The sequence below is a fragment of the Pseudomonas sp. E1BtOHC1 genome, from assembly GCF_058744285.1.
This window is the reverse complement of sequence record NZ_CP196023.1, coordinates 1,499,023-1,514,597: the sequence shown is the minus strand read 5'-3', so window position 1 is coordinate 1,514,597 and position 15,575 is coordinate 1,499,023. Positions and strand designations below refer to the sequence as shown.

Sequence of the window (15,575 nt, the reverse complement as noted above, 5' to 3'; positions counted from 1 at the left end):
ACTGTTGGCTGACGGGCTTGGCAGCAAACGCCTCCCCTTGGAACAGGCCCGAAGGTTCAAGGTGAAGGCGCCTTGAGATCGGGCAGCGGCACGTCGTAGCCGCAGTAGTGTAGGCGGGTCAGGGTCAGGCGCTTGTCGGGATAGTCGCTGCCCCAGGCGCTTCCCCGGTCATAACGGGCCTTGCCGCGAGCACAAACAGCCTGGAGCCGGTTTTGTGCCTGAGCCAGAGCCGAAGGTGCCAGACGCTTGATCTGCAAGCTGTCAAAGAACGGCAGGATAAAGGTCCGATCCAGATCGTAACCCTTGGCGCCCAACGCCAGACGTTGCCCGGCATGTACATAGAACGGTTGAGTAAGGCCGCTTTCCCCTTCCCAGCACCAATACCTGACCTCATCCTCCCAGAGCCCCACTGCAGCCCCCTGCCAGTGCTCATAGAAACGCAGGCACTGGTAGCCGCCCCGGGTGACCCAATCCACTTCACGGGGTTTGGCACCACTGCCGGGCAAAGCCAATGCAGCCAGCTTGCCCTGGAGAAAGGCGTCGCGGGGATACATCAGCCCATAACCCTCTCCGTCGAGAAAGCTGCTGACCTTCATGTACAGCGAAGACGCCGATACCTGGACATCGCCATAGGCGAAGGTCCCCTCGGTAGCGACAGACAGGCTGTCGCTGATTCTGTCGTAATAGAAACCGCCCATGAGCGTACCGCATTCTGTGTGCCGGAACGGTTCAGGCAGGTCGAAGGAGAAACGCTGGGGCAAGGTCACCCGCTTGGCCCCTTCGCTACACAACATGCGCTGTTCGGTGCGTCGCTCCTGCGGCTTGGCGGGAAGGTTCAGGCATCCCCCGAGCAGCAATGCCAGCCCCACCACCACACTTGGAATACCCCTCATCTGCGGATAGTGTCCTTGCCATTGGCATCGATGAACGTAGGTTCAATGTACCGGGGATTCTTCTTGAACTGGTCCTGCAGCGCATTGGGCGCATCACCGCACATGCCCTTGGCCACACACAGATAGTTCGAGTGGGGGCTGTCCACTCCCATCAACGAGGTGCTGGTAGCCAGCGAGCCAAAGAAGCGGGCCACCGGGTCGGACGAGTGCGTGAAGTTCTGCCCCAGCAGATCCGACACGGTATCGGTGACCGGCAACATGCCGAAAAAGGTCTTCGACCCCGGACGGTTGACCTGGAAGAAGGCGCCGTTGCCGATATCGAATCCGGCGGCATCGGCGGCTTCAAAGAAGCTCTTGGAACCCACTGGCGCGCCCGACAACTGGATGCTCCCGACCTGGCCATTGAGGTTGAAGTCCAGGCCGGAAATCGCCCGGTAGGTCAACAGGCCGCCCTGGCTGTGACCGGCAACGTCCAACTTGTACTCATCCTTGATCCCGGCCTGGAAGAAATCGTGCAGCTGCTGGGCGTTACCAGAGCGCACCGTCCCGCCCAGCGCCACATCCCACAGCGACTCGACCAAGTCGCCGAGAATCCCGTGCTCGGGGTTGTAGGCCTGCATGAAGGAATCGGAGCCGGTCTGCATCGCACCGTTGACCAATGCCGCCATCAGCGAGTTCTGGATGCCGTTGGTGAACACTGCACCATCACCATCGGGACGCTCGATCTCCATCAGCTTCTGCACGTTCTCGATCATCGGTTTGCCGGACAACGGGTCCACCTTGATGGTCTTGCCGTCGGACTCGTACTGGTACTTGGTCTCAACCCGGTAGAAGCGCATGTCACCCGTGATCAAGGCCGGCACCTGGGTGATCAGGCCACCATGGTTCTCGACGCCGGGCATGATGCCACCGGTGTACTTGCCAGCCTTGTCGAGCACGGATTCCAGGAGTCCAGGAATCCAGGCCAGCGGCAGCAACGACGGGTTGTCGGCCACCACCTGGTCCGCCGCCTTACTCAGGTCGCCAAACTGGGTAAAGATACCCGAGGCATTCTTGCCATAGTTCTTCATCCCCTCCTTCCACTGGTTCAGGGTCTGAATCGGGTGGCTCACCGACTCCAGGGACGACTGCGAGACATACAGGTCGGTACGCTTTTCCTTGTCCTTGGTGATTTCATAGGCCTGGGACACATCGCGGTTCAGGCCCGCAGTGGAGTCGGCGCCAGTCTTGGCGTCGTTGCGCACGGTGATGGTGCCCGCGCCCACTGTGGCCCGGACCTCTTGCTCACGCTCCTTGCGGTAGTCATAGCCGCTGACACTCCAGCCCGAAGCCCCGGTCTTGCCCTTGCCTTCCTGGCTCTTGTCCGTGGTGAAGGCCACGTCCTTGCCGCCGGTGGCCTTGGCGCCATCGCCGCCGCCCCAACCAAAGGTGCCGCCCGCGTTGACGTAGTAGCTGTGCTCCTTGTCCTGGCCGGAGATATCGCGGAAGCCCAGGGTGCCGGTGTCCAGTTTGAGATTGCCGTTGTCGGCGGCGACCAGCGCACCGTCGAGCTGAGTATGGTTCTCGGTGCGGATATCCACCCCGTTCTTGCCGGTGATGCTGGTCTGCTCCTGGACCCAGTTGGTCTTGCCGGTGGTCTTGCCCATGCCCAGGGAACCGCTGACGCTGCCCCCGCCGCCCAGGCCAATGCTCACGGTGACGCTGGCATCCATTTCCTTGCCGCTAACCTTACCGGTGTCCGGCACCGAGGAAACAGTCAGGTCACCGCCAACCCGGCCGATGACTTCACCGCCACGCAGGGTCGCGCCGGCAATGGTGGTGTCCTTGCCGCTGCTGAAGCGCAACTGGTCACCCGCCACCAGATGGGCGTTCTGCTGGTTCTGGTTGTCCCGGTCCAGTTGGCCCTTGCCCATGTCGACGCTGGCGTAGACCGAGATGAAGTCCTTGCCGCCCACGGCCAGGCCCACTTCACCACCGCCGCTGTGGCGGCTGGACTCGCTGCTGGAATCATTCTGCGCGGCACGGATGGTCAGGTCGTTGCCGGCGCCCAGGTCGATATCGCGCCCGGCCTGGACCTGGGTCCCAATCAGGGTCAGGTTGTTGCGCGCCTCAAGGCTGACATCGCGCCCGGCGAGGAACACCGACGGAGTATTGGTGCCCTGGCTCATCTGCTCGCTGGCCACACCGTTGCTGCCGCCGATGCCGGCACGGGCGCTACCGCCGCCGCTCTGGCCATTGATGCCGCCCTGGCTGCGGGCGGTCTTGCTCTCTTCGGAAACCGAACCGCGGGCCACATCCACATTGATGTCACGGCCCACCAGGGTGATGTCGCGCCCGGCGTCGAACTGACCACCGCGAATGTTGATGTCATTGCCGGCCACGGCGCTGATATCCCGCCCGGCTCCCAGGCTGGCAGGGCTGTTGCTGTGCACTTCCTGGCGCGAGCTGCTGGACTGGCTGGCCGTACCGAAATGGGTCGCGGCGGTCGGGCCCGAGGTGAACTGGTTGATCGCATCCACGGTGCTGAGCACGCTGGAGGCCTTGCTGGTGTTGTCCTCGCCTTTGCCGGTGCCCTTGATGGCGTCCATGGTGTTGCCGTAGTTGTGGCTGACATTGACCGTCAGGCCATTGCGGTCACGGCTCTTGCTGCGTTCCTCGATCGAGGTTTCCTTGCCCGCGTCGATGCTGATATCGCGCCCGGCCTGCAAGTTGACATCACGCCCGGCGTCTACCCGCGAGCCTTCCAGGGTCAGGTCACGCCCGGCCTTGATGGTTGCATCCTGCCCGGCCAGCAACTGGCTCGGCGCCACGGTCTGCTCGGCATTGCGCGATTTTTGCTTGAGGCCTTCGCTGCCCAGGAATGCGGTGACGCCATTGCGATCGCTCTCCAGGGACAACCCCACGTGCTTCTCGGATTTCCAGTTGCTCTGGTCCGAGCTGTTGCTGCCGGCCAGGACGTTGATGTCGCGCCCCGCCCCCACATTCAGGTTGCGCTCGGCCGCGGCCGTACTGCCGATCATGTTGACGTCACGGGATGCCTGCAGGGTGGTATCACGCCCGCCACTGACCACGCTGCCAACGCTCTGGGACTGAGTGTTTTCCTGGCCGGACTTCTTCGAGGAGGCAATCGACGTGAAACTGCCGGAACTGGAGAACCCCACCTTGCTCTTGTACTTGTCGCTCTGGCTGCTGGAAGTGTTGGCAGCGTCCATCAGGTTGATGTCGCCGTTCTTGTCGATCAGCCCGGCGCGCACTTCGGCATCGCGCTTGGCTTCGATGGAACTGGCCGAAAGGTTGACGTTGGTCCCGGCGATCACCACCGCGTCATTGCCGGCACTCAGCTCGCTGCCCACCTGGGTGGTGCTGCTGGAGGTGCGGCTTTTGCCGCTTTTGTTCAGGCCAAAGCTGCCTTTCTTTTTCTGGCTGTAGGAGCTGTCGTGCTGCTCCTGGGCCGATACCAGGCTAACGTCCCGGGTGGCGCCCACCAGCAGGTCGTTGCCGGCCTTGAGCTCGCTGCCGACCACGGTGACATCGCGCCCGCCGTTGAGGCTGATGCGGCCGTCCTTGTCCTGGCTGACGTTGACCATCAGGTCGTGCCCAGCGCTGATTTGCGAGGCCACGTTGGTGGTAGAGGAGTCGGCGCTGCGGGTGGTTTTGCTTTTACCCCAAGAGCCTTTCTTCTTCTGATAGAAAGTCGAGGACTGTTCGTCCTGGGCCGAGGCGATGACCATATCGCGCTCCGCCCCCAGCGACAGGTCATGCCCGGCACTGACGTTGCTCGCGACCACGGCCAGGTCGCGTCCGGCCTTGAGCTCGAGATTGCCGCCAGTGGTCACGCTGGAGCCCAGGGTCTGCACCGTGTCATTGGTCACCAGGCCGCGACGGATAGCGTTCTGGGTAAAGGTATGGTCCTGCACCGCCAGCAGGTCGATGTCGCGACCGGCGCTGAGCTTGGCATCACCGCCGCTGGCGATCTGGCCCTTGTTGGTCAGGTCGCGTCCGGCACTCAGATCAAGCTGCTGGCGCGCACTGATCTGACCTCCCTGGTCAAGAACGGTCCGGGTACCTGCGCCATAGGCCACAGCTACCGCCGTGCGGTCATTGAGGATGTCGCCCTTGATCGCCGAGACGCTGACCTGGTTGCCGCGAATCTCCCCGGCCAGGGCATTGCGCACACTGTCCTGGGCCATCAGGCTGACGCGCTCATTGGCCTCGATCAAACCGCCCTGGTACAGATTGCCACCCGCATTGACGCTCAAGTCGTTGCTGGCGCGCAGGGTGCCGACGTTGCTCAGGTCGCCACCGGCGATCAGGGTCATGTCCCGTCCCTGCACCAGGCTGCCGCCGCGCAAGTTGCGGGTCTCGGCCTGGGCCAGGTAAAGCACCGGTACCAGAACCTTCTCGCCCTGTACCTCGCGGGTCTCCATCCACACGATGTCATGGGTCAACGAAGCCACTTGCGCGGGTGTGAGAGACACCCCGACGCTGAGGTTCAAGCGGTCCTTGGAAGCGATGGCGTTATCCATCAGGTAACGATACTGGTCATAGTCGCTGGTCAGCCCCGAAGCCAGGAAGCGCTGCCCGGTCTGGGCCAATACCGCGTCGCGAATCAAGCGGGTTTCATACAGGCCGTCGCCCAGGCGACGCCAGGTCTGGTCGGTGTTGTAGTTCAAGTGCCCGAGCATGTAGTCCGAGCTCATGAAGCGCGAGAGGTCGGTGAAGGTCGGGTTGGTTTCGATCAGGTAGCGACCCTGAGGGTTCTGACTCTTGATGAACAGGCCGTATTCCCCCTGGGGAACTCTGTAGCTCGACAACGAAGTGGGATCGACAGCCGCGAAAGGCACGCCGGAGAAGTCCACGGGCACGAAGCTGACTTGGGTCGTGCCATCCGCCGCGACCCGCTCGATACGCTGCACGTCCTTGGCCACTTGCGCCGCAGCCGTGGTGCTTTGCGCGTTGACGGTGATGGCCTGCCCGCCCACCTGGGCAAGGCTGTTCTGCAACTGCTGCCCGGTGAGCTGGGCACGGGCCTGCTCGCTCAGGGTGCCGTTTTCCAGGTTGCCGCTGACTTGCAGGTGCAGACGCTCTCCAGCCTGCAAGGTGGCGCTATAGCCGGTCTGTGTACCTGGAAGGATCACGTTGCTGCCAACCGAAGACGGGTACTGCAGCACCGCTGCCGGCAGTGGGTCTTGCTGGTCCGGCGCACGTCCGCTGTTGCGCGCGTTCCAGGCCCTGGTCTCACGCTCGGCAAAACGGTAGGCGCTTTTTTTCACCCAGGACAATGTGTAGTTGATGGCCTCGACCCGCTGATCCAGGGTCAGGCCGCGGTTGTAGAAGTTGTTGGCGGTGACAAAGGCATCACGGTTGGCGGCGATCAGGCTCAGCTGGTTCTCCACCGTATCGGCATTGATGGTCAGGTCACGGTTGGACACCAGTCGCGCGGCGGCGGAGTGCTCGCCCATGGTGTTTTGATAGGTGGTGTTGACGGTGTAGACCCCCGAGTGGTGCTTGCCTGAGCAGTCGGTGCAATTGATCGTGATATTGCGCCGGGCAATGCTCTCACTGACGGCATATTTGTCCATGGCGTTGACCAGGGTCGCCACATTGAGGTTCATATCTCCCTGGCTTTCGATGGTCCCGGAGCGGTTGCTCAGCAGGACCGCACGGCCGCCGTCGAGGGCGGCGAAGCTGAGGTTGCCGGCGCTGTAGATATCACCGTAGCTGTTGGCCAGGCCGTTGCCTCGCAGCAGCATGTCGCCGCCGCTGTAGATCAGGGTGTCGGCCGAGGTGGTGATACCGTTGCCGGAGCGCAGTTGCATCTGCCCCAGGGCCCCGAGGGTACCGCGGTTGTTGATCTGTGCTGCGGACACATAGAGGTTCTGGCTGGCGATCAGGCGTCCCAGGTTGTCCAGGGTGCCGCGCAGGTTGAGTTCGGTGTCACCGCCACTGGCCAGGCGCCCGCCGTACTGGTTGAGGTCGCCAGCACCCACCGTGAGTTTGCCCCGGGATGACAGCAGTCCGCTGTTGTTCAGGTTGCCCCCCAGGTCCAGGGTCAGGTAACCGTCGCTGGCCAGTTCCCCGGCGTTGTTCAGGGTCGCCGCACCCACACGCAGGCCGCTGGCGCTGGCGATGCGGTCACCGGCACTCAGGTTGAGGTCGCTCCCGGTGCTCAGGTCCAGCGTACCGTTGAGTTGCATCAGGCCGCTGCGATCCACGGCAGCGACATCCCAGTCGCCATGGCCCAGGCCGGTGATCCGTCCCTGGAAGCCGGACAGCGCCCCCAGGTCCAGTTTGAACAGGCCGCCGCCGGCGTGCTCGATACCGCCGCCGATGTTGTTCAGTTGTCCGGCATTCAGGGCAAAGGCGCTGGAGCCCAGGGCCAGGGTACCGCCCTGGTTGTTCAGCCCGCCGCCCAGGGTGATCCGGCTTTGCTCGCCACCCACCGCCCGCACCCGGCCCCCGGCGCTGTTGTCCAGGTTGCCGCCCACCAGCAGCAGTGAGTTGCCCGACTCCACCAGCCCGCCCTGGTTGTAGAGGTTGGCCGCAACGTTAAGATCTAGCTGCCGGGCGCTGACTTCACCGCCAAAGCGGTTGTCCAGGGTCTGCCCGGTGCTGCTGAGCAGGCCATTGGCGTAGAGCTTGCCCGCCTGGTTGGTGAGGCGATCGACCACCAGTTTGAGCGCTCCGGCCTGACTGCTGATCAGTCCGGACTTGCCGTTCAGGGCACTGTTATCCACAGCCCCTGCGGTGATCCCCAGGGTCGCGCCCTGAAGGGTGCCTCCACGGTTATCCAGGGTGCCTTGGCCCAGCGCCACTTCGCCGTGGCTGTCCTTGGCCAGGATCATCCCTTGAACATTGTTCAGGCCGCCGGCCACCAGATTCAAACCGTCGCTGCCGGCCAGCAGTTGTCCCTGGCGGTTATCCAGGGCTGCGCCCTCAACCTCCAGACGCTGGCCCTTGAGGGTGCCGCCCAGGTTGTCCAACTGCCCGCCCTGGGTCACTCGCAGCGCCTGTTCACCGGCGTCGATGACCCCGGCGTTGTTGTTCAGTGCGCCGTGGTTGAGCTTCAGATCCAGCCCACCCTGACTGGCCACCACCGCGCCCTTGGCGCTGTTGTCGAGACCGGCGGCATCGAGCCCGACGCTGCGGCCCAGCAGCACACCGCCACTGTTGTTCAATTGACCGCCGTTGATCTGCAGATGCCCGTCGCTTTGCAGGCGCCCCTGGCTGTTGAGCAATTGCCCCGCTGCCACGCCGTCGGCCGTCAACGTCAACTGCAGGCCATCGCTGCCGGCCGCCAGCAGGCCCGACGCCTGGTTGTCCAGACGTTGGGTGCTGACGGTCAGCCGATCACCGGCCAATTGCCCGCCACGGTTATCCAGCAGACCGGTGTTGGTCAGCAGCAAGTGATTGCCCACCACGACTCCGCCCTGGTTGTTCAGGCTGCCCGAGACGATCTGCACGTCGCCCGTCTTGGCCTGCAGGTGGCCCAGGGCGTTGTTCAGGTGCTGCTTGACCGTCAGCGTGAGCTTGCCGGTCTCGGCGCTCAACACCCCGGCCTGGTTCTGGCTGAGGCTGTCGAGGTTGGCGGTCAGCACATTACCGATGACCTGACCCTGGTTGTTCGCCAGGTCCCGGGCGTCCAGCAGCAGGTGGTTCTTGCCTTGCAGCAGGCCGCCCTGGTTGTCGATGTCCGCGGTATGCAGCTCCAGTTCGTCGGCGGTGAGGGTGCCGCCCTGGTTGCCGAGCTTGCCGCCGCTGTCGAGGATCAGTTGCGGGGCGATCAGGGTGCCGCCGCGGTTGTCCACGCTGCCGGCCTTGAGGTTCAGGAGCGAAGTGGCCTGCAGCTTGCCACCGGCATTGATCAGGTCCTGATCAAGGCTCACTTGCAGCGCGCCCTGCTCGGCGCTGATCAGGCCCTTCTGGCTATTGTCCAGGCGCTTGCCGGTCACTTTGATCTGGTCCGCCAGCAGCTTGCCGCCCTGATTGAGCAACTCCCCACCCTGGGTTTCCAGCAGGGTCTGGGCCTGGAGCTGGCCGCCGTTGTTGTTCAACTGCTCGCTGATCTTGAAGGTGGCGCTGCCCTGACTGGACCCGATCAGGCCCTGCTGGTTGTCCAAGCGCTCGGCGCTGATCGCCACCTTGTCGGCGATCATCGAGCCCTTCTGGTTACTGATCTCACGAGCGTTGAGGGTCAGGTCGGCACCCGCCACTTCCAGGCGCCCACCATTGTTGTTCAGGCTGTCCAGGCTCAGGGTGGCGGTCTGCCGGTCGCCAAAGCGGATCAGGCCGCCCAGGTTGGCGATGGCCGGGGTGGTGAGCACCAGCTCATTGTTCGCCAGCACGCGGGCCTGCCCGCCCTGGTTGACCAGGCGTGCAGCCTTGACCTCGACCTTGGGCCCCTGGATCACTCCGTTCTGGTTGTTCAGAGTCTGCCGTGCGGTCAGTTGCAGAGTGCGGCTGGCCAGCACATCGCCGCGGTTTTCCAGGTTGTCGGCGTTCAGCTTGACCACGCCTTGATCGTTGCGGCTGTTGTCGCTGTTGACCCCGGCCTCGATGATGCCGTGGTTGACCAGTTGCCCGGCGTCCACCACCCGCACCTGATCCCGCGCCGCCAGACTGGTGCGGACCTCGATCTGTTCCTTGGCCTGCAGGGTCGCTTCGGTCCCGGCATAAGCCTTGCCCTTGAGGTCGATGCTCTGGGCCTTGATCGCGATCGCCTGATTGGCGCCCATGCCGGCCACCGTGACCTTGCCGTTGGCATCGATCTGGATGTCGCCGGTGCTGGCCGCCATCTCCCCCGACATGTTCACGCCCACGCCCTTCTCCGTGCCCACCAGGCGGATGGCCCCGGCGTACATGCCTCCCAGGGCCGCACTGTCGATGGCCAGTTCCGGCTTGGCACTGGCATCGGCTTCCCGGGCCGTGACGCTCAGGTCATCGGCCTTGACGTCGTTGCGCCCGGTGATGACGTTGAGGTTCTTGGCATACAGGTTGGCGTTGAGCTTGGTGCTGCGGGTGATCAGGTCGAACTGATCGATATTGCTGGCGTTGAGGCCGGCACCTTCAATGCTGATGTCGCCGCCATCGACCTGGAAGCGATCGAGCTTCTGGCCCTCGATAATCGGCTTGCCGGTGGTCAGGGTGGCGCGCGGGGTGTTGATGAAACCGCAGCCGTTGCAGGTAATGCCATGGGGGTTGGCGACGATCACCCGGGCGGCCTGCCCGGCCACCTCGGTGTACCCCGCCAGCTTGCTGCGATTGCTGCCAGTGACTTCGTTGAGGATGACCTGCGCCGCCTGCCCCTTGAGATTGGGGTTGCCGAGGATGTAGCCGCCCAGCTGGGTGCTCTGGGTCGAGCCGGTGGCGTTGTTGAGGATCAGGCCGTTGCTGCCGACGTTGTATTCGCTGAACTTGTTGTGGGACAAGCCGCTGCCATTGGCCGCGTTGATGTTGACAATGGGTACGCCGTTGCCCGCCGCGCCGATGGTGGCATTGCCCCCGGCGGCCGGGTCCAGGGTCAGGCCGGCGGCGACACTGACGATCGGATTGAGAAACAGGATCCCCGACAACGACAGGGCAATGCATTGGGCAAAGGGCTTGCGTACGTCCATATACGAATCATCCATCCACTAGCGTTTGGGTCGGGTCAGAAGAACAGGTCTACTCGGAAGTACACCGGATGCTCTCGCTTCTCGATAATGTCCGGTCGCTCCAGGGAGCGCGCGAAGCTGACTGACGCGGCCAGGTACTGGCCACGGGCGTTGAGTTCGATGGCGTTGCCACTCATGCGCCCCTTGGCGTCATGGTTGTAGCGATCGGCCTTGATCACCCCAACGTCATAGGCAAAGGCCAGGCCGTATTCCTGGACAAAGGGTTGCAGCGCCTGCCAAGTCACGGCACGGCGCCAGCGCAGCTGGTTGCGCCAGTAGCCGCCGCTGTTGCCGGAGAGGGTCTGGTCCTGGAAACCACGCACCGAATTGAGCCCGCCAAGGCTGATGCGCTGGGGGCTGAAGAGCACGTCCTCGCTGCGCTGGCCGGTGGCCAGGCTGTCGAAACTGAAGTTCTCGTTCCACAGGCGAAAGGGCTGCAGGTAGCTCAGGGTCAGGCTGTACTTGTTGTAGCGCGATACCGGCTCGCTGCCGTGGGGATTGCCGCTGCCCTGGGCGTCCAGGGCGCCGACGCCCTGCTGCCAGCCGATGTCGGCGTTGACCAGGGCATTGCCGATGCGCCGCCCGTGGTTGAAGCCCAGCTGGGTTTCGGTGATCCGGTTGCTGGAAACATCGATCAGGTTGTCGTCGATGTAGTTGCGTGTGCGCAAGTGGCTCAGCCCCAGGCTCATGCCGGTCTTGCTCAGGTTGTCGCGGTGCAGCACCCGCTCGGCCCGCAGTTGCTGGTTCTTGCTCTCGCCGTCCATGCTGAAGTCGAAGCCGGTGCTGTCATTGCGGGTGCGGTAGTAGCTCTGGCTGTAGGAGTAATTGAAGGTCCACCAACCCCAGGGCAGGCTGTAGTACAGGCTCTGGTTGTCGGAATGGCGCCAGCGATCGCTGACCGCATCCTGGTTGGCCCGCAGGCTCAACTGGTCCGCCAGCCCCAGGGGGCTATCCCAGTCCAGGCCGACGCCCATCTGCTGCTCGCCGGTGCTTTTGTCGCCGCTGTTGTTGCGGGTTGCCGACCCGTGCCACGGCTTCGAGCGCTGGCCCTTGAGCCCGACACGGCTGTCACCCAGTTTCTCCCCCGGGGACAGCTCCAACTCGACCTGGCGCGAAGGCAGGCGGCTGAGCTGGTCCACCAACTGCTCCAGCTCCCGCAGGTTGAGCACTTCGCCGGTGGTGCCGGGAAAGGCCATGGCCAGCTCCCGGGAACTGGCCAGCGCCGAGCTGTCCAGGCTTTCCAGGCGACCTTCGACGATGACGATGATCAATTGCCCCGACGCCAGCTCCTGGGCAGGCAGATAGGCGCGGGTGGTGACATAGCCCTGTTGCAGGTAGTGGTGGGTAATGGCCTTGAGCAGGGTGTTGATCTGCGCCACCGACAGGCACTGGTCGCGATAGGGCGCCACCAGGCGCTCCTGATCGACCGCCGAGAGGTGTTCGGCGCCTTTGAGGACCACGGTCTTGATGGTGAAACAGCGCTGCTCGCCAGGTTGCTCGGCGGGAGCGGGGGGCAGGGTCTTGCCAGGCAACTGCTGGAGCTCGTCCAGACGTTTCTGCTGGTCTTGCAGCAATTGCTGCTGGCGATCGCGGATCAGATCACGGTCACCCGGGGTCTGCAGCGGCGCAGCGCTGAGGGCAAACGAGCCAAATAAAGCACAAAACGCTACTACAGGCCTGCAACAGCCAAAACGCGACATGCCTTCCATTCCCTTGAGTCGCAGACGCCGGTACTAGAGCGGCCGCGCAGTGCATCCCAGCACCTGTTTTCGAAGGGGATAAAGTCTAAATGTAAAATTTATGACATAAAAAAAAAGCGACGAGCGGTAACTTTCAGATTTATCTCATTGAAATTAAATAGTTTTTATGATTCTAAATCCGTAAAAACCGATGCGAACCAAGGCCCTGTACCCGCCCAGATACCTTGGTCCCATCGATTCAGGCTCACTTTTTCTTCAGGCAATCACTCATGAACGCCTTGCGCGCATCGCCCTTGAGGGCCTGGGTGGTGGCCGTGGCGTTGCACGATTTCATTCTTTCCTGGGGGGTGGAAGGTGTCGCTGCAGCCGCCGGAGCCGCCTTGAGGCAGGTGCTCATGAAGGCCTTGCGCTCGTCGCCCTTGAGGGTCTTGGCGGTGGCCTCGGCGTTACAGGTGGTCATCTTGTTTTGCTGGGCAGTGGCGGCAAAACCTTGGGAGCAGAGCAGCAGGCCCACCATCAACAAAGGGATACGCAACATCTTCATGGAGTTTTCTCCTGGTCACCGTACCGACGGGCACGGCCTCCTGCGCAGTGTAGACAAAGCCTGTTACACCTTCACCTGTTCTGCAGGCTGGCCCGGCGGTACTGCTCGGGGGTGCAGCCGGCCTGGCGCTGGAACATCGCGATAAACGCCGAGGCGGTGCTGTAACCCATGTCGAAGGCGATTTCCTGGACGCTGCGGGGGCTTTCCAGGGCCTCGATGGCCGCGAGGAAGCGCTGACGCTGGCGCCATTCACCGAAGCTCATGCCCAGCTCACGCACGAACTGCCGGGCCAGGGTCCGTTCGCTGACATGGGCCTGCTGCGCCCAGTGGGCCAGGGGCTGGTGGTTGCCCGGCTCGGCCTGCAGGGCCTGGAGCACCCGCAACAGCTCGGGGTTGCGGGCATAGGGCAGGTAACAGTTATGCACCGGAGCCTGGCGCAGTTGGTCCAGCGCCACCTGGGCCAGACGTTGGTCGGCCTCGCCCTCCGGGATCTGCACATCCCGGGCAGCGAAGTCCTTGAGGATCGCCTTGAGAATCTCGCTGATGGCCAGGGTGCTGCCCTGCTCCGGCAGATCCGTGCACAGTTCCGGCGCCAGCAGCACCGCCCGGTAGTTGATCGGTTGCGAGGTATAGAAGCTGTGGGCGGTCTGCGGCGGCACCCAGACCGCGTACTGCGGCGGCGACATGAAGCGCTGGCCGGCAATGTCCATGTGCATCACGCCGTGGGCCGAATACTCCAGACAGCCCCAGGGATGCCGGTGCTCCAGGGCATGGCTGTGGGCGGCAAAGTCGGCATAGCGGAAGTACACCGGCGCAGGGAGGCCGTGAAAATCCAGGAGGTCGATGTGTTTTTTGCTCATGCTGTCCGGATGTCGGGGCTGGTTGTCCGGTTCGCAGTATAGGCATTGATCCGGACAGGAGGATAATCAGCCCTCATCAACTTTCTGGTTGTTTCCATGCAATACGCTTATCCACTGCTGGCCATCTTTATCTGGGCCGGCAATACCGTGATCAATAAACTCGCCGTGGGCGCGATCTTCCCTGCCGAGATCGGTTTCTACCGCTGGCTGCTGGCGGGCCTGCTGTTCACCCCGTTCATGCTCAAGCCGGTGATCAAGCACTGGCCCGAGATCCGCCCCAACCTCTGGCGCATCGCCATTCTCGGTGTGCTGGGCATGGCGGTGTACCAGAGTCTGGCCTACTTCGCCGCCAGCCTGACCTCGGCCACCAACATGGGCATCATCCTCTCGCTGATGCCGCTGATGTCCCTGGCCATGGCCATCGCCGCCCTGGGCCAGCGCCTGACCGCGGGAGCCCTGGTGGGCGCCGTGCTGTCCTTTGCCGGGGTGCTGGTGGTGGTGTCTTCCGGCAGCCTCGCCGCGCTGCTGCAACACGGGGTCAACCTAGGGGACGCGATGATGCTGGTGGCCACCCTGGCCTATGCGATCTACAGCACCTTGCTGAAGAAGTGGCAACTGCGCCTGCCGCCGCTGGTGCTGCTGTACCTGCAGGTGCTGGTGGCCGTGCTGGTGCTGCTGCCGTTGTTCCTGGCTTCGCCGAAGGTCGGCCCGACCCTGCAGAACATTCCGCTGGTGCTCTATGCCTGCCTGCTGGCTTCAATGCTGGCGCCCCTGGCCTGGATGCAGGCGGTGGTGCGCCTGGGACCAAGCCGGACCACGCTGTTTTTCAATCTGCTGCCGTTGATCACGGCGCTGATTGCAGCGGTGGTGCTGCATGAGCAGCTGGCCTGGTTCCATCTGGTGGGGGGGTTGTTGACCTTGGGCGGGGTGGTTCTTTCGGAGCGCTGGACCACGGTGCTGGGGCCGGTCGCCGGCAAGCCGGCGGCTACAGGGCAACAATGAGGGTCAAAGGTTGGCGGCCTTGAGGCGTCGGGCATGTTCGACGAACAGACGGATCGGTTCGGCGCCCTTGCCCACCAGCCCCAGGGATTGATTGACGATATCGAAGTGGTCCAGAGGGTAGTCGTCGCCGATGACCTGCCCCAGGTGCGAGCTGTAACGCCCGACCATGCCGTCGCACTGGCCGGCTTCGCGGACGAAGGTGCGGGCGAACAGGCGGCAACTGCGGTTGGTGCCGTCGAACAGGTTGCGTCCACGATTGGTCTTGCCCGGCTGCAAAATGCCGGACCAGGAGTAGTAACGCACGCCACCAACCTCTTCCGCGCCCTGGCCACCCCAGGTGGACGGTAACCCTTGAGGGTACTGGCGGTTGAACAGGGCCACGCCCTCGGTGGTCAGGGACTGATGCGAGGCGTGGATATCCACTGGCAGTTTCGGCCCGCGATAACCGGTTTCCAGCAGCGTCATCAAGGCCGAGATGCCCCGCAACAGCCAGCTCAGGACACGTCCCTTGAGGCTGTGTGCCGGGGAATGCCGTGCCAGGTAATCCGCCAGTTCGGAACCGTGGTTGGGGCCTGCCACCGAAGTCACGGAGGCGACCCAGTCCGGGCGCTTGGCCGCCGCGTAACGGGCGGTGAGCGCGCCCTGGCTATGGCCGATCAGATTGACCCGGGCGGCCCCGGTCTGAGCCATGATCCGTTGGACCTGGGCCAGCAGCTGTTCGCCGCGCACCTCGCTGGAGTTGAGCGGCGACACCTGTATCGCAAACACCTGGGCCCCACCCTGGCGCAAGGCTGGAATGATGCCGTACCAGTAGGGATACAACAGCAGGCGGACAAAGCCGAGCATGCCGGGCACCAGTACCAGGGGGTAACGCGTGGCAAGCTCTTGGGACATGCGGGGGACATCCTTGTGCGAAGGCAGCG

Annotated in this window: 7 protein-coding genes; 1 reads left to right on the top strand and 6 read right to left on the bottom strand. The window is 63.6% G+C overall.

Annotation, left to right across the window (positions count from 1 at the left end; translation table 11 throughout):
* Positions 1 to 56: 56 nt before the first annotated feature.
* From ACSSVC_RS06900 to ACSSVC_RS06880, 5 genes are all read right to left on the bottom strand, one after another.
* Positions 57 to 893, bottom strand: coding sequence for a hypothetical protein (locus tag ACSSVC_RS06900; RefSeq protein ID WP_346634595.1), 837 nt, complete (start codon positions 891 to 893; stop codon positions 57 to 59).
* Positions 890 to 10,507 carry a hemagglutinin repeat-containing protein gene (locus ACSSVC_RS06895; protein WP_492612104.1) on the bottom strand — a complete coding sequence of 3,206 codons (9,618 nt, stop codon included), beginning with the start codon at positions 10,505 to 10,507 and terminating at the stop codon, positions 890 to 892. Before ACSSVC_RS06895 ends, ACSSVC_RS06900 begins: the two co-directional genes overlap by 4 nt.
* A 35-nt stretch (positions 10,508 to 10,542) precedes the next feature.
* A complete protein-coding gene (locus ACSSVC_RS06890) occupies positions 10,543 to 12,246 on the bottom strand; it encodes a ShlB/FhaC/HecB family hemolysin secretion/activation protein (RefSeq protein ID WP_446439497.1) in 1,704 nt (567 codons plus the stop codon).
* Positions 12,247 to 12,490: 244 nt separating this feature from the next.
* Positions 12,491 to 12,790, bottom strand: a complete 300-nt coding sequence (locus tag ACSSVC_RS06885) for a PsiF family protein (protein ID WP_025130517.1) — start codon at positions 12,788 to 12,790, stop codon at positions 12,491 to 12,493.
* A 71-nt stretch (positions 12,791 to 12,861) separates the two neighbouring features.
* A complete protein-coding gene (locus ACSSVC_RS06880) occupies positions 12,862 to 13,650 on the bottom strand; it encodes an AraC family transcriptional regulator (RefSeq protein WP_404938140.1) in 789 nt (262 codons plus the stop codon).
* Positions 13,651 to 13,746: 96 nt separating this feature from the next.
* Here ACSSVC_RS06880 and ACSSVC_RS06875 point away from each other — a divergent pair, with 96 nt between their 5' ends.
* Complete coding sequence (locus ACSSVC_RS06875; protein WP_492612103.1) at positions 13,747 to 14,652, top strand: DMT family transporter; 906 nt, start codon at positions 13,747 to 13,749, stop codon at positions 14,650 to 14,652.
* Between the two features lie 3 nt (positions 14,653 to 14,655).
* Here the strand turns inward: ACSSVC_RS06875 and ACSSVC_RS06870 are convergent, their stop codons facing one another.
* Positions 14,656 to 15,546 (bottom strand): esterase/lipase family protein, encoded by an 891-nt coding sequence (locus ACSSVC_RS06870; protein WP_346634590.1) that lies wholly within the window; start codon positions 15,544 to 15,546, stop codon positions 14,656 to 14,658.
* Positions 15,547 to 15,575 lie beyond the last annotated feature (29 nt).

Excerpts from the sequence above, each read along its gene's own strand:
- ACSSVC_RS06900 (WP_346634595.1), bottom strand. The coding sequence starts at position 893 with ATGAGGGGTATTCCAAGTGTGGTGGTGGGGCTGGCATTGCTGCTCGGG.
- ACSSVC_RS06895 (WP_492612104.1), bottom strand. The coding sequence starts at position 10,507 with ATGGACGTACGCAAGCCCTTTGCCCAATGCATTGCCCTGTCGTTGTCG.
- ACSSVC_RS06890 (WP_446439497.1), bottom strand. The coding sequence starts at position 12,246 with ATGTCGCGTTTTGGCTGTTGCAGGCCTGTAGTAGCGTTTTGTGCTTTA.
- ACSSVC_RS06885 (WP_025130517.1), bottom strand. The coding sequence starts at position 12,790 with ATGAAGATGTTGCGTATCCCTTTGTTGATGGTGGGCCTGCTGCTCTGC.
- ACSSVC_RS06880 (WP_404938140.1), bottom strand. The coding sequence starts at position 13,650 with ATGAGCAAAAAACACATCGACCTCCTGGATTTTCACGGCCTCCCTGCG.
- ACSSVC_RS06875 (WP_492612103.1), top strand. The coding sequence starts at position 13,747 with ATGCAATACGCTTATCCACTGCTGGCCATCTTTATCTGGGCCGGCAAT.
- ACSSVC_RS06870 (WP_346634590.1), bottom strand. The coding sequence starts at position 15,546 with ATGTCCCAAGAGCTTGCCACGCGTTACCCCCTGGTACTGGTGCCCGGC.